The organism is Luteibacter sp. P1_D3, from assembly GCF_056406135.1.
In genome coordinates this window covers 1-15,073 of the sequence record NZ_JBFUAT010000060.1, presented here as the reverse complement: position 1 = coordinate 15,073, position 15,073 = coordinate 1, and the positions used below count along the sequence as shown (strand labels likewise).

Sequence of the window (15,073 nt, the reverse complement as noted above, 5' to 3'; positions counted from 1 at the left end):
CGAGATATCCGGCGAACGTGCGGGCTGGTGGACCCAGGCGCTCTACGATTCTCATGGATACGCTGGCCTGATCGCCCGACACGCTGCCGACGAGCCGCAGGAGGCCATGGACGCGTTCCCTTGCAACCTGCGCGTCCTCCAGGCTGCTCAAGGGGTCATCGTCCATTCCCGTGCTGCCATTGACCTTGCGCGACAGTGGTACGGCCCTGGCGACACCTCAGCATGGCGGAACATTCCATTACTGCGCGAAGCGCCTGCCTCGGACGCGCGAAGGCTCGCGCGCGAAAAGCTCGGGCTAGCCGATGACGACGTGCTTGTGTGCTCGTTCGGCATCCTGGCTTACACGAAACTCAATGAGAAGTTGATCGAGGCGTGGCTCACCTCGCGCCTTGCCGATGATGCCCGCTGCCGGCTTGTGTTCGTCGGTGATTCTCCGAACGTGGTCTATTCCGCGCTGCTCCAGCGCCTCGTGAAGGGAACGAAGGCCAGCATCACCATTACGGGGCATGTTTCTGCCGTGGAATATGCGACGTATCTCGCCGCGGCGGACATCGGTGTGCAACTTCGCTCACGCTCACGTGGCGAAACCTCGGCCGCGGTTCTCGATTGCATGGTCAACGGCATCGCGACGATCGTGAACGCCCATGGAAGCATGGCGGAATTCTCGGATGAGGAGGCGGTTGTCCTCGCCGACGAATTCGCCATCGCGGATCTCTCGCGTGCCCTGGAGTTGCTCGTCGACGACACGGACCTTCGGGCGAAAGTCGGCCGCCGCGCCTACGAGAATCTCGTCAGCGGCCACGCGCCAAAGGTTGTCGCCTCGCACTATGCGGAGGCCATCGAGGGGTTCTACGGCGCCGGTCCGGCGGGCAGCTTGCATGCCCTGGTCGATGCGATTGCAGCTGTCGAGCACACCGGGACTGATCGAACGGCCGATCTGGACGCAGTGGCACGCGCGCTCAGTCGCAATTATCCACCGGCGCTGCGCCAGCGCACCCTCCTAGTGGATGTCTCGGTGACGGCCAACGAGGATTTGCGAACCGGGATTGAACGAGTTGTTCGCAGCGTCGCCCTGGAGCTCTTGCGCGGGGGTGCGGGGCAATGGCGGGTGGAACCGGTTCGCGCCACCGCCGGAGGCTACGTCTACGCGCACCGGTATACGTGTGACTTGCTGGGCTTGCCGGCTACGGGTATTCCCGACATGCCTGTCGATGTGGCGGCGGGGGACATGTTTCTGGGCCTGGACCTGGCACAGCTCGACCTTCCCAAAATGTTGCCTGAACTACAGCGTTTCAGGCTTGCCGGCGTGGCGTGTCATTTCGTCATCTACGACATGCTGCCGATACAGCACCCGCATTTCTTTCCGGATTGGCTCGAGCCGATCTTCAGGACGTGGTTCCTGTCGGCCTGTGCCGTCGCAGATGGATTCTGGTGCATTTCGGAAGCGGTATGTGCGGATGTTGCACGTGTGCTCGCTAAGCTGAATCCGCCTCGCATCCTGCCGCTCACGATAGGATCGTTTCCTTTGGGTTCGGACCTGGCGTCCGGAAAGCCATCGTCAGGCATCTCACCCGACGATCGGGACATCCTTCAGTCACTCGACCCGGCACCGGTGTTTCTCATGGTCGGCACCGTCGAACCACGGAAGGGGCACGCCCAGGTCGTGGACGCATTCGAGGCGCTCCAGGCGCAGGGTTCGAACGCTCAATTGGTGATTGTCGGCAAGCGGGGATGGATGGTGGATACACTCGCCGAGCGCGTCGAGCAGACCACGCGGGACAAGAAGGCCCGCGTTCACTGGTTCAGTGCCGCCTCTGACGAGTTGCTGGCGGAGTTGTACCGTCGTGCCGATGCTCTCATTGCCGCTTCCTACGGCGAGGGCTATGGCCTGCCTCTCATCGAGGCAGCCGGTCACGGCATTCCCATCATCGCCCGCGATATTCCTGTTTTTCGCGAGGTCGGCGGCGCGCACGCCACTTATTTCAGCGCGACCACCGGGGGTGACCTCGCTAATGAGCTCGGTGAATGGCTACGCTTACGCGCATCAGGCAAGGCTCCGGAGAGCACGGGCATCGCGGGCCGGACCTGGGCGACAAGTGCACGGCAGCTCCTGGAAAACATCGAGGCGGGGCGTGCCTCGCTGACCTGGCCCGGTCCCCGGCATGGACCGCCGACGATGGCTCCACGATAGAATATTGATTCAACTAAAGAGAATTAGCTATGAAGACTGCTCTGGTAACGGGAATTTCTGGTCAGGATGGCGCCTACCTGGCGCAACTGCTCCTCGAAAAAGGCTACCGCGTCTACGGTACGTATCGGCGTACCAGCTCCGTCAATTTCTGGCGGATCGAAGAGCTGGGCATTCAGAACCACCCGAATCTGGAGCTGGTCGAATTCGACCTGACCGACGGCGGCTCGGCCATCCGTCTTCTCCAGACAACTGGCGCAACCGAGGTCTACAACCTCGCTGCACAGAGCTTTGTCGGTGTATCGTTCGATCAGCCGGCGACCACGGCCGCCATCACCGGCGTGGGGGCGCTGCACATGCTGGAAGCCATCCGCATCGTGAATCCGGAGATCCGCTTCTACCAGGCGTCGACGTCGGAGATGTTCGGCAAGGTACAGGCCGTGCCGCAGAAAGAAGATACGCCGTTCTATCCGCGCAGCCCGTATGGCGTTGCCAAGCTCTACGCCCACTGGATTACGGTGAACTACCGCGAGTCGTACGGCATCTTCGGTGCCAGCGGTATCTTGTTCAATCACGAGTCGCCGCTGCGCGGGCGCGAGTTCGTTACCCGCAAGATCACCGATTCGGTGGCTAAGATCAAACTGGGCAAGCTCGACGTCCTCGAGCTTGGCAATCTCGATGCGAAGCGTGACTGGGGTTTTGCCAAGGAATATGTCGAAGGCATGTGGCGCATGCTGCAGGCGGACGAGCCGGATACCTTCGTGCTCGCCACCAACCGCACCGAGACGGTCCGTGATTTCGTGACGCTGGCCTTTGCCGCTGTCGATATCGACATCGATTGGAAGGGCAGTGAGGAAAACGAGACGGGTACCTGTCGCAAGACCGGCAAGGTCCTCGTGAAGATCAATCCGAAGTTCTACCGTCCGGCCGAAGTCGAACTGCTCATCGGCGATCCCGCCAAAGCGTTCGAGAAGCTCGGCTGGAAGCCGGAGACCACACTCGAAAATCTGTGCAAGATGATGGTGGAAGCTGACCTTGTCAGGAACGAACGTGACGCCTCGTTCTGAGGTCAAGCCCGGTCGGGTACTTGTCACCGGCCATAAGGGCTTCACGGGCCAGTACGTGGTGGCGGCGTTGCGCGCGGCCGGCCACGAGGTGCTTGGGCTGGTCGATCAGCCCGAGGACCTCGATTCGTCGTCGGTCAACCTGATCGATCGCGCAGCGGTGGCACGAGCGGTGGCCGACGCGCGGCCGGATGCCGTCATCCATCTCGCTGCCATCGCCTTCGTGGCGCATGGCGATGCCGACGAGATGTACCGCACGAACGTGGTCGGCACGCGGCACCTGATGGAGTCGCTGGCTGCATTGCAGACGGCACCTCGTGCCGTCTTGCTGGCCAGTAGCGCCAACGTCTACGGCAACAGCGATGTCGAACTGCTGAGCGAGTCGGTTGAGCCGTCCCCGGCGAACGACTACGCCGTGAGCAAGCTCGCCATGGAATACATGGCGAAGCTCTGGACTGACCGCTTGCCCGTCATTCTGGCCAGGCCATTCAATTACACCGGCGTGGGGCAGGCGGACAATTTCCTGCTGCCGAAAATCGTCTCGCACTTCCAGCGCGGCGAGCGTGTGATCGAGCTGGGCAATATCGATGTCGCGCGTGATTTCCAGGATGTTCGCTTCGTCGCCGATGCCTATGTGCGCCTGCTGTCTGCGAACGCGTCCGGCCAGACGGTCAACCTGTGCTCGGGCACGTCGGTTTCGCTGATGCAGGTCATCGGCATGATGCAGGAGATCGCCGGCTACGAGATCGAGGTTCGGGTCAATCCCGCCTTCGTACGCGGGAACGAGGTGGCTCGCCTTACCGGTGACAATCGCCGGCTGCAGTCGCTCATCGGACCGCTCGACATCATTCCGCTGCGCACCACGCTCGAGTGGATGTTCGCCTCCAGGAAAATCGCATGAAGTGCTTCAAGGCTTACGACATCCGCGGCCGGGTCCCGGATGAGCTCAACGCCGAAGTCGCCTACCGCATCGGTCGCGCCTTCGCGCGCACGGTGGGCGAGGGCGACGTGGTCGTTGGTTACGACATCCGCCTGGACAGCCCCGCGTTCGCGACCGAAGTGGCTCGGGGCTTGGCCGACGAAGGTCGCCAGGTGATCGATATCGGCTTGTGCGGCACGGAAGAGGTCTATTTCCAGACCGCGCACCGTGACGTCGCCGGCGGCATCATGGTGACCGCCAGCCACAACCCGATCGACTACAACGGCATGAAGCTGGTGCGCGAAGGCGCCCGTCCGATCAGTGGCGACACCGGTCTTCGCGATATCGAGCGCATGGTCGAGGAAAATGCATTCGGCGAGTCGGGTTCGGCTAACGGCGCCGTTCGCGCGGACCACGACAAGTCGGCATACATCGCCCATCTGCTGAGCTATATCGACGTGGCTACCCTGCGTCCGCTGAAGATCGTGGTCAATGCGGGTAATGGTGGCGCAGGAGCGATCGTCGATCTGCTCGAGCCGCACCTGCCTTTCACGTTCATTCGTGTGAACCACGAGCCGGATGGCACGTTCCCGAACGGCATTCCCAATCCGCTGCTGCCGGAGAATCGCGATGCCACGGCAAAGGCCGTCATCGCTTCGGGCGCGGACCTGGGTATCGCGTGGGACGGTGACTTCGACCGTTGTTTCCTCTTCGACGCACAGGGCGGCTTCATCGAGGGCTACTACATCGTTGGCCTGCTTGCCGCCCAGCTGCTCGAGAAGCATCCGGGTTCGAAGATCATCCACGATCCGCGCCTTACCTGGAACACGGTCGACATGGTCGCTGCGGCGGGTGGTATCGCTGTCGAGAGCAAGACGGGGCACGCTTTCATCAAGGAGCGCATGCGTTCCGAGGACGCCGTTTATGGCGGCGAGATGAGCGCGCATCACTACTTCCGTGATTTTGCGTATTGCGACTCCGGGATGATCCCGTGGCTGCTCGTGGCCGAGCGTATCGGTAAGACCGGTACCTCGCTCACGGACATGCTGGTGGAGCGCATGGCCGCCTATCCGTGTAGCGGAGAGATCAACTTCCGCGTGGACGATGCGCCGGCGACGGTGTCACGCATCGTCGAGCACTATCGTGCCTCGGCCGAGAGTATCGAAAGTATCGACGGCGTCAGCATGTCGTTCGGGACGTGGCGATTCAATCTCCGCTCGTCGAATACGGAGCCGTTGCTCCGTCTGAATGTCGAGTCGCGCGGTGATGCCTCGCTGATGGCGGCCAGGACGGCCGAGCTGCAAGGCCTGATCGGCGGAGCACCGGCATAAAAAAAGCGGGCCGATTCGATCGGCCCGCTTTCTTCTGGATCCGCGAATTTCAAGCGCGGCCGTAGACGTCCTCGAAGCGGACGATATCGTCTTCGCCCAGGTAGCTGCCCGACTGTACTTCGATCAACTCTAGGGGCACCTTGCCTACGTTACGCAGGCGATGTGTCACGCCCAGTGGAATGTAGGTGCTCTGATTCTCGGCCAGCAGGAAGACTTTTTCGCCGCACGTCACCTCGGCGGTGCCCGATACCACGATCCAGTGCTCCGCACGGTGGTGGTGCATCTGCAGGCTGAGGACGGAGCCCGGCTTGACGACGATGCGCTTGACCTGGAATCGCTCACCCATGTCGATAGAGTCGTAGCTGCCCCACGGACGATAGACCTGGCGATGAGCCAGATGCTCGCCGCGGCCCGCGCTGCTGAGCTGATCCACGATCTTCTTGACGTGCTGGACCTTGTTGCGTGAGGCGACGAGGGTCGCGTCAGGCGTAGCGACGATCACGACGTCATCGAGACCGATGGTCGCGACCATGTGCCGTTCGTGGGTGCGGACCAGGGTATTGCGGGTTTCGAGGGTGATAACGTCGCCATGGGTTGCATTGCCGTCGGTATCCTTGTCGGCGGCCTCCCACAGGGCCGACCAGGAGCCGATGTCGCTCCAGCGGCAGCTCACGGGAACCACGGCGGCGCGGTCGGTCTTCTCCATGACCGCATAGTCAATGGAGTCGTCCGGCACCTCGACCATGCTCTCCTTGTTGAAGCGGACGAAGTCGAGGTCGGGCTGCGCGGTGGCGAACACCTTGACCGTGGCGGCATGGATCGCTGGCGAGTGCTTCTCCAGCTCTTCCAGGTAGCGGGACGCCTTGAACAGGAACATGCCCGAGTTCCAGTCGAAGTCGCCGCTCTGGACGTATTGCGCGGCGGTCTCCGCATTGGGCTTTTCGACGAACTTGGCTACCTTGAAACCGCTATCGGACACCGCCTCCGCGCGCTTGATATAGCCGAAGCCGGTTTCGGGGGCTTCAGGGCGAATGCCGAACGTGACCAGCCAGTCCTGGATCGCCAACGGCGCGGCGCGCTTCACGGCGTCGACGAAGCTGGTTTCGTCGCCGATCAGGTGATCCGCCGGCAGGACGAGAAGGATGGCCTCCGAATCGTTCTGGCGGGCCTGCATGGCGGCCAGGGCGATAGCTGGAGCGGTATTGCGGGCAGCGGGCTCGAGCAGGATCGCCGAGCCGTCGACACCAAGTTCCTGGAGCTGCTCAGCCACGGTAAACCGGTGGTCCTCGCTACAAACCACGATGGGGGCACCGGTATTAGCGAGTTTTCGGGTGCGCTCGACCGTCTGCTGGAAGAGGGTGGTATCGCCCACGAGGGCAAGAAACTGCTTGGGGCGGTTCTTCCGTGAGAGGGGCCAGAGACGGGTGCCGCTGCCGCCGCTGAGAATGACTGGGACAATCATGGGTTCCGCTCCAATGGACGTTAACTGGCCGATTATAGCGGGACCTCGTCAGTCTGGCCGCGCGGCCACGCGGGTCGTTCAGTCGGTGTCGTATTGCGTGACAGGGCGCCCATCGGACCCGCCGTAGTATCATCCTCGACCTTTTGCGCCATTTCAGCCCATTCGCCGCTGCTGGCCTGCAATCCAGCCACGGGCTTTTGACTTCGCATACAATCGAAAGAATTTGGGGTCGGCCTGCGAAGGGGCAGAGGCCCCGTTGCCATGCCGGCACCCGTGGATCCCGAGGAATGGAAATGTCAGAAAATCAACAACGTGTACTAGTTACCGGCGGGGCCGGGTTCCTGGGGTCCCATTTGTGCGACCGCCTCATCGAGGCCGGCCACGATGTGCTTTGCGTCGACAACTTCTACACGGGCAGCAAGGCCAACGTGGACGGGCTGCTGAAGCACCCGCGCTTCGAGCTCATGCGCCACGACGTGACCTTCCCGCTGTACGTGGAAGTGGATCGCATCTTCAATCTGGCGTGCCCGGCCTCGCCGGTGCATTACCAGCATGATCCTGTGCAGACCACCAAGACCAGCGTGCACGGTGCGATCAACATGCTCGGCCTGGCCAAGCGTGTTGGTGCCCGCATCCTGCAGGCCAGTACCAGCGAGGTCTACGGCGATCCCGAGATCCATCCGCAGGTCGAAGGCTACTGGGGTCGGGTCAATCCGGTCGGTATCCGCAGCTGCTACGACGAAGGCAAGCGTTGCGCCGAAACCCTCTTCTTCGATTACTGGCGTCAGCACCAGCTCGAGATCAAGGTCATGCGTATCTTCAATACGTATGGTCCGCGCATGCACCCGAACGACGGACGCGTGGTCAGCAATTTCATCGTGCAGGCGCTCAAGGGCGAGCCGATCACCATCTATGGCGATGGCATGCAGACCCGTAGCTTCTGCTACGTCGACGATCTGATCGAGGGCATGCTCCGGTTGATGAATTCCGCGGCCGACTTCACTGGCCCGGTCAACATCGGCAACCCGGGCGAGTTCACGATGCTCGAGCTGGCCGAGACCGTCGTGCGCCTCGTTGGCGGCACCTCGACCATCGTGCACCGCCCCCTGCCATCGGATGACCCGAAGCAGCGCCAGCCGGACATCAGCCTGGCCAAGGCGACGTTTGACTGGGAGCCCAAGGTCAATCTCGAGGACGGCCTGAAGGAAACCATCGCGTACTTCCGACACCGTCTGCAGGCATGACTATGAGCGTGGCGCGGAAGATCGTCGTAATGCCGGTGTACGAGGACGTTGAAGCGTCCTCACGGTTGTTCCAGGAACTGGCACGGACGCAAGGACCGGACACCTACATCGTCGCTGTCGACGACGGTTCCGTGCGCCAGCCCGTGGATCCCGCCGCCATTTCCGCCGCGGGCCTGGATGGGGTGGTGGTCAAGCTGCGTCGTAACGTCGGCCATCAGCGTGCCATCGCCATCGGTCTGAGCTATGTCGCGGAGAACTTCGGTGACGACGTCACCGTTGTCGTGATGGATTCCGACGGGGAAGATACGCCCGAGAGCATCACTGAACTCGTCGCCGGTCTATCGTCTCCGGACGTGGACGTCGTCGTCGGCGCGCGCAAGAGCCGCGTGGAGTCGGTGAAGTTCAAGGCGTTCTACGTGGTCTACAAAACGTTGTTTTCGCTTCTCAGCGGCCGCAAGATCAGCTTCGGCAACTTCATGGCGGCCAAGATGCCCGCAGTGCGTCGCTTGGCGTCCATGCAGGAGTTGTGGATCCACGTCGCCGCGTGTGTCCTGGGTTCAAAGCTTCGCGTGCAGAGTTGCGCGCTGGATCGTGGTCCGCGCTACGCCGGTAAGAGCAAGATGAATTTCGTTGGCCTTGCGCTGCACGGATTTCGTGCGCTCATGGTGTTCGCGGAAGACGTTCTGGTGCGCGTGGGTATTGCGTGCACGCTGGTCGCAGGCCTCTCGGTGCTCGGCGGTATTACCGCGCTGCTGCTGAAGACCCTGGGCTTTGCAACGCCTGGCTGGTTCTCGTTGGCATTCGGCATCCTTGTGCTCGTCTTCCTGCAGACGGCAGCACTCACCCTGATCATCCTGATGTTGTCGGGAATGATGCGAAGCGGTGGTGTCCTGGGGCGCGACGGCTACCGTGAATTCATCGACGAGGTGCTTCATGCCCGCGAGCGCTAAAAAGGCGCTCAGTGGGCAGGTCGTTCGCTACATCATCAATGGACTTGTAGCCACGGCGGTCCATTTCAGCGTGCTGCGTTTCTGTCTGGAAGTCCTGCATGTGCCGCTTGCGGGCGAGGCCAATGCCATTGCCGCATGCTTCGGCATCACGGTGTCCTTTCTCGGCAGCCGGTATTTCGTCTTCAAGGGCCAGGAAGGCAGCGTCGTAAAGCAGGGGACCCTGTTCCTTGGCGTGTATGCCGTCATCGCCCTGTTGCATGCCACGGTCATGTACATCTGGACCGACCGAATGGGCTTCGACTATCGCATCGGCTTCGTCCTGGCCACGTGCATGCAGATGGCTTTCAGCTTCGTCGCCAACAAACTCCTGGTATTCAAATGAACAAGTACGTGCGCGCGCTGCTGGCGTCGGTTGTCTTCGTCATCGTCCTGTTGGTGACGTATTACATCCACATGCGGAATTTCCACGTCAACGTGGTCTTCTATGCCACGATCCTCGACGCGGTCATCGCGCTGGTCATCGTCATGGCCGGCTTCTCGCTCGCGCGATGGTTTCGCGATTTCTCTCGCCTCGAGCTTATCCAGCTCGGCTTCATCTGGCTGCTCGGGGGATACGCGTTTGCGATTTCCGTGCCGACGGTCATCGACCGTTCGCTGTCCTTCTACATCCTTGAGAAGCTCGAGCAGCGTGGTGGCGGCATCCGGGAAGATGCCTTCCATGACGTCTTCACCGAGGAGTACGTGCGCGAGCACCACCTCGTTGAAGTCCGCCTCACAGAGCAGCTCCAGTCGGGCACGATCACGATCGAGAATGGTTGCGTGAAACTGACCCCCTGGGGTGAGCGTCTCGCAACCTTCAGTCGTTTCTATCGGAAGAACCTTCTGCCGACTCATCGCTTGTTGATGGGGCAATATACGGACGCACTCACGGATCCGTTCCGCAATAGTGTCATGGCGACGGATTACCGTTGCCACTGACGGGACTGGAATCGCGCATGCGCAGCATTTTCGACACCGACACCGACACCGACACCGAGTCCGTCGCCAGTGGCGCCGCACGCCTCTGGCGATGGGTGCTACCGCTTACGGTTCTCTTGCTTGGATTCTGGTTCATCCCCGTCGCGCACACCTGCCAGTTGACGTGCATGCCTGGGGACATGGGTGATGCCCGTTTCAACGACATCGTCCTTGAGCACTTCTACCGCTGGGTGACGGGGCAGGACCGGAGTCTCCTGAGCCCGCCGTTCTTCTACCCGATGCCCGGGGCCCTGACGTTCTCCGACAATCATTGGGGGACCGCCTGGCTCTATTCGATATTTAGGGCTCTCGGCTGGGACCGATACCAGGCCTTCGACCTCTGGTATCTAGCTGCATACCCGGTCAATTACCTCGTCTCCTATAGCGTCCTGCGGAAGCTGCGGTTCTCTCCGCTCGCGAGTTCGGTGGGAGCGTTCGCGTTCACGTTCCCCATGCCGGTGATCGCAAAGCACGGTCATGCGCAGCTTCTCTATCGCTTCCTGGTCCCGTTAGGCCTGCTGTGCTGGCAACGATTCAGCGAAACCGCCTGCTGGCGTTGGATCGGCTGGCTGGCGCTGGCCGTCGTTGGGCAGTTCTACATTTCGATCTACCTTGGCTACTTCATGTTGTTGTTCCTGGCCGCCTGGATCGTGGTCCAGTGGCGGGTTGACGGGTTCGGTCCGCACCGCTGGTTCAATCAATGGCGTTCGTGGAGAGATCCCGCGGTCCGACGACAGCTAGTCTTCGCTGGCGTCATGCTGCTGCTGGCGTTCGTCGCATTCGTATGCCTGATGTATCCGTACCTGCACTACGCCAAGCTGTACGGATTCCGTCGTGTGCCCGACGAGATCGCGACGATGCTTCCCCGCCCCCAGAGCTATCTGCTGGCCGACGAGTCCGGTATATGGGGTGGCTTGAGCTCTCGCTATCTCTCCGTTCCCATGCGTGGCGAGCACCAGATGTTCTTCGGGATCGGCATTCTCGGTCTTGCGCTCATAGGGCTCGTCCGTTCGACATCGCGCTTGCGATGGATGGCCGCGATCTCGGTCCTGTTGCTCATGTTGCTCACGCTGAGTGTGGGTGGGCATTCCCTCTACATGCTCCTGGCAAAACTGCCGGGCGTGAATTCGATTCGCGCCGTATCGCGGATCGGCCTCGTTATGGTGTTGCCGCTTGCCCTACTCGTCGCGATGGCGCTCGACGCTTTGCGCAAAGCGCGCGTTTCATGGCGCGTTTTAGGGCTACTTCTGTCAGGTTTCATGGTCGCTGAGTCCGTTGCCATGCAGACGGTCAAGCTTGATATCACCCAGGCGCGGGCGCACACCTCGCAGATCGTGGCGCAGTTGCCATCGGCGTTGCCGTCCAACGCGATCATCTTCGTGCCTAGTGGACCGAATGCGCCCTTCTTCGTTTCGGAACTGGACGGGATGATCGTCGGCCAGGAGGTGGGAAGGCCGACGCTCAACGGATACTCCGGGAACCTTGCGCCTGGATACGAGCCGCACAGCGACGACTATCCGTGCGTCCAGGCTGCGACGCGTCTCGAGGGCGCGAAGCGGTTCTTTGCCGATACCTTCAAGCGACACCTTCCTGCCGGGGCCTCGGGTCCTGTCGCGATCGCTGGCGTCCCATCCTGTTCGATGGCGGACGCATGGCGGGAGATGCCACTCGAGCTGTCGAGCAAGATTTCCCTTCGGATCGAGTCGATCCAGCGGGAGGCGAACCAGTTCCTCGTCCAGGTCGAGGTCCTCAATGGATCGACCTATGCCCTCAATACGTCGAGTGCAAGGGTTCAGGCGCTGCATCTTTCATGGCAGAAGCTCGGTCAGACGCAGCAGATTGACCCGACAGCATGGATTTCCCGCATCGAGATCGGCGGTCACGGCGCCATCCTCCCCGGACAGAGGCGGATCGTGTCGTTTCAGGTACCCGCAACTCCAGGTGACACAGGGCGACTCGCGATCAGCGCCGTCCTCGAAGGGCGCGCGTGGCTGAACGATTACGGTCTCCGTACAGCGTTCGGCAGCTTGCCGGCGGAAAAATGAGGTTTTAACCGTTTTAGGGGTAGCCAGGGGGGCTTCTTGATGAACTCAGATTCCACGCGTGAAGAGCCGGTGCGTCAGGTCCGTGCAGGCGTGCTTCTTGCCGCGCTGTTGTTCGCCATCCTATTGGGTGGCGTCATCGCACTGCGTCCTTTCAACAATGCGCCGGATATCCGGTCCGACGGCGTCGGTTACCACGCATGGGCACACGCAATCGCGAACGGCGACCTGAGCTTTTGCAGGTACAAGCCGCTGCTCCTTCCGGCTACAGCGCTTTCTGGGGAAAGTACGGACGGCATGCGCTGCAAGAACAAGTATCCGCCGGGTGTTGGTTCCCTCCAGCTCGTCTTCTCTTGGCCGGTTCTCGCCGAACACCCCAACGAGACCGGCTTCTCGGTTGGCGAAAATCGTGTCGTGCTGTGGGGCGGCTCCGTCTTACTGTTCGCAACGACGGCTTTCGCCTGTGTCCTGCTAACGCGACGAGGCATTCCCGCTACCACGACGCTGATTGCGGTGGCGGCGTTCGTTTTCGGTACGGGGTTGTTTCACTATTCCACCTACGATGCCTCATTCAGTCACGTTTACAGTGCCTTCGGTGCGACGGCTTTGATGTGGATGATTTACGGAAGGCAGACGATTTCCCGGCGACGCCTTGTCGCTTTCGGCCTGGTCGTCGCATGGCTGTACACCGTCCGGCAGACCAATGCCGCGTTGAGCCTGGCCGTGGTCTACGTGTTCGTTCGGCAGGCGACCGGCGAAGATCGCTGGAGGGTCCCCCTTGCCTGGTTCCTCGGAACGGGTATCGCGGCTTCGCTGCTGTTAGCCTATGGTCGTTATGTCACCGGTGAGGCCTCGTTATCCAGCTATGGCGCCGAAGGGTTCCCCTCGTTCGCTGGCCACTCGCTGGACGTGCTGGTCTCCTATGAGCGAGGCCTGTTTAGCTACTACCCGGTGTTCCTGATCAGCGTATTGTTCGCCATTGCGCAATGGCGAAAGCCAACCAGCCAAGTCTTCCTTGCCCTGGTCGCGACATTCACGCTCCTGTACGGCTCGTGGCATGCATGGCATCTCGGTGCCGGATTTGGCCATCGAGGATTCGTCGAGCTGGCGCCTTTCGGAATGATCGTCCTCGCGGACGGCCTGATGTCCCTGAGTACGTCGGCACGCCGTATCTGCGTGATTCTCGTCGGGCTGTGCTGCCTGGTAACCCTCATGGCCATGAGTGCCTATTGGCGTGGTGACCTGCCGTTCTTCGGCGCCCAACGGGCGGATTACTGGCGAAGTGTTTCGCCCCTGAAAGTGGCGAGTGAGCGCTACTCCGAGGATGATGTACGTCATGTCCATCTGTCGTATCAGGGTGCGCAGCAGCGTCCCGACGGCGCGTGGGAGGTACGCCTRCTCGTTGCCAATGGCAACGACGCCACGTCGCTGCGTGGGGCATCGATCCCGGCGTTATCGCTCTCCTGGCGGGTCGCGGGTCCACAAGCGGACCTCCACAAGGGGTGGGATGAACGCCGCGTCCTGCCCGCGTTGGCGCCGGGTCAGGCCAAGTCGGTCACAATCATCGCACCCACGCCGGATGGCGAGGACCAGCAACTGCAGTTTTCGATCGTCCAGGAAGGTATGTTCTGGTCCCATGACATCGGGGTACCGCCATTGTCCGTTCCGTGGAACCGCGAAGCTGCCGCGTCACTAAACAAGATGGAATGAACATGACTATGAAGATTGCCGTTGTCGGCACAGGATATGTCGGCCTTTCGAACGGCGTCCTGCTCTCCAGGGCCAACGAAGTCGTGGCCCTGGACATCGTGGCCAGCAAAGTCGACATGCTCAACCAGAGGCGGTCCCCGATCGTCGATGCCGAACTCGAGGCGGCGCTGGCGGGCGATGGGCTGAATTTCCGCGCGACCCTCGATCCGAAGGATGCCTACGAAGGCGCCTCGTTCGTGATTATCGCGACACCGACCGACTACGACCCGGACACCAATTACTTCAACACCGGTTCGATCGAGGCGGTTGTGGGGCAGGTGCTGACATTCAATCCGCAAGCGACGATGGTTATCAAGTCGACCATTCCCGTGGGCTACACCCAGAAGCTTCGCGAGAAGTTCGGCATAGACAACATCATCTTCTCGCCCGAGTTTTTGCGCGAGGGCAAGGCCCTTTATGACAATTTGCACCCCTCGCGCATTATCGTTGGCGATCACTCGCCTGCCGCCAAGGTTTTCGCTGGCCTGCTGAAAGCGGGCGCCGAAAAAGCGGACGTACCCGTCCTGTTCACCGACTCGACGGAGGCCGAAGCGATCAAGCTGTTCGCCAACACCTACCTGGCCATGCGCGTGTCGTATTTCAACGAGCTCGACACCTACGCGGTCACCCATGGGCTGGACAGCCGTCACATTATCGAGGGGATCAGCCTGGATCCACGCATCGGCGGTGGCTACAACAACCCGTCGTTTGGCTATGGCGGCTACTGCCTGCCAAAGGACACCAAGCAGCTCCTGGCCAACTACCAGAGCGTCCCACAGACCCTGATCAAGGCCATCGTCGAATCGAACACGACGCGCAAGGACTTCATTGCTGCGGACATTCTTCGCCGGAAGCCTAAGGTGGTCGGTATCTATCGCCTGATCATGAAGAGCGGCTCGGACAATTTTCGCTCTTCCAGTATCCAGGGCATCATGAAGCGCATCAAGGCGAAGGGCGTGGAAGTGATCGTTCACGAGCCCGTGCTGGATACCGAGGAGTTCTTCCATTCGAGGGTCGTCAACGATCTCGCCCAGTTCAAGCGGGAAGCCGACGTCATCATCAGCAACCGCATGTCGGACGCCCTCACGGACGTGGCCGAAAAGGTCT

Annotated in this window: 12 protein-coding genes; 11 read left to right on the top strand and 1 reads right to left on the bottom strand. The window is 61.3% G+C overall.

Annotated elements, in window-relative coordinates; translation table 11 throughout:
• Nucleotides 1-106: 106 nt before the first annotated feature.
• From AC1DYM_RS22120 to AC1DYM_RS22105, 4 genes are read left to right on the top strand one after another with little or no spacing between them, the layout of a single operon-like run.
• Nucleotides 107-2,191, top strand: a complete 2,085-nt coding sequence (locus AC1DYM_RS22120) for a glycosyltransferase (RefSeq protein ID WP_477342060.1) — start codon at nt 107-109, stop codon at nt 2,189-2,191.
• A gap of 29 nt (nt 2,192-2,220) precedes the next feature.
• Nucleotides 2,221-3,255 (top strand): GDP-mannose 4,6-dehydratase, encoded by a 1,035-nt coding sequence (gene gmd / locus AC1DYM_RS22115; protein WP_477342057.1) that lies wholly within the window; start codon nt 2,221-2,223, stop codon nt 3,253-3,255.
• Nucleotides 3,239-4,153, top strand: coding sequence for an NAD-dependent epimerase/dehydratase family protein (locus AC1DYM_RS22110; RefSeq protein ID WP_477342055.1), 915 nt, complete (start codon nt 3,239-3,241; stop codon nt 4,151-4,153). Before gmd ends, AC1DYM_RS22110 begins: the two co-directional genes overlap by 17 nt.
• The gene (locus AC1DYM_RS22105) at nt 4,150-5,502 is read left to right on the top strand and encodes a phosphohexomutase domain-containing protein (protein ID WP_477342053.1); all 1,353 of its coding nucleotides are present in this window, start codon (nt 4,150-4,152) and stop codon (nt 5,500-5,502) included. The genes AC1DYM_RS22110 and AC1DYM_RS22105 overlap by 4 nt, the downstream gene beginning before the upstream one ends.
• A gap of 49 nt (nt 5,503-5,551) precedes the next feature.
• Here AC1DYM_RS22105 and AC1DYM_RS22100 read toward each other — a convergent pair whose 3' ends face one another.
• Nucleotides 5,552-6,964 (bottom strand): mannose-1-phosphate guanylyltransferase/mannose-6-phosphate isomerase, encoded by a 1,413-nt coding sequence (locus AC1DYM_RS22100; RefSeq protein ID WP_477342051.1) that lies wholly within the window; start codon nt 6,962-6,964, stop codon nt 5,552-5,554.
• 293 nt (nt 6,965-7,257) lie between these two features.
• Between AC1DYM_RS22100 and AC1DYM_RS22095 the strand changes: the two genes are divergently transcribed.
• The 7 genes from AC1DYM_RS22095 to AC1DYM_RS22065 all read left to right on the top strand — a co-directional run.
• Nucleotides 7,258-8,208 (top strand): UDP-glucuronic acid decarboxylase family protein, encoded by a 951-nt coding sequence (locus tag AC1DYM_RS22095; RefSeq protein WP_477342049.1) that lies wholly within the window; start codon nt 7,258-7,260, stop codon nt 8,206-8,208.
• Between the two features lie 2 nt (nt 8,209-8,210).
• On the top strand, nt 8,211-9,158 hold the full coding sequence (locus AC1DYM_RS22090; protein ID WP_477342047.1) for a glycosyltransferase: 948 nt from the start codon (nt 8,211-8,213) through the stop codon (nt 9,156-9,158).
• Nucleotides 9,142-9,540 (top strand): GtrA family protein, encoded by a 399-nt coding sequence (locus AC1DYM_RS22085; protein WP_477342045.1) that lies wholly within the window; start codon nt 9,142-9,144, stop codon nt 9,538-9,540. The genes AC1DYM_RS22090 and AC1DYM_RS22085 overlap by 17 nt, the downstream gene beginning before the upstream one ends.
• Entirely contained in the window at nt 9,537-10,136 is a 600-nt protein-coding gene (locus AC1DYM_RS22080) for a hypothetical protein (RefSeq protein WP_477342043.1), read from the top strand. Before AC1DYM_RS22085 ends, AC1DYM_RS22080 begins: the two co-directional genes overlap by 4 nt.
• 179 nt (nt 10,137-10,315) lie before the next feature.
• On the top strand, nt 10,316-12,220 hold the full coding sequence (locus AC1DYM_RS22075; protein WP_477342041.1) for a DUF6311 domain-containing protein: 1,905 nt from the start codon (nt 10,316-10,318) through the stop codon (nt 12,218-12,220).
• A 90-nt stretch (nt 12,221-12,310) separates the two neighbouring features.
• The gene (locus AC1DYM_RS22070; protein ID WP_477342039.1) at nt 12,311-13,927 is read left to right on the top strand and encodes a hypothetical protein; all 1,617 of its coding nucleotides are present in this window, start codon (nt 12,311-12,313) and stop codon (nt 13,925-13,927) included.
• Nucleotides 13,928-13,935: 8 nt separating this feature from the next.
• On the top strand, nt 13,936-15,073 hold a 1,138-nt coding region (locus AC1DYM_RS22065; protein WP_477342058.1), incomplete at its 3' end, for a nucleotide sugar dehydrogenase.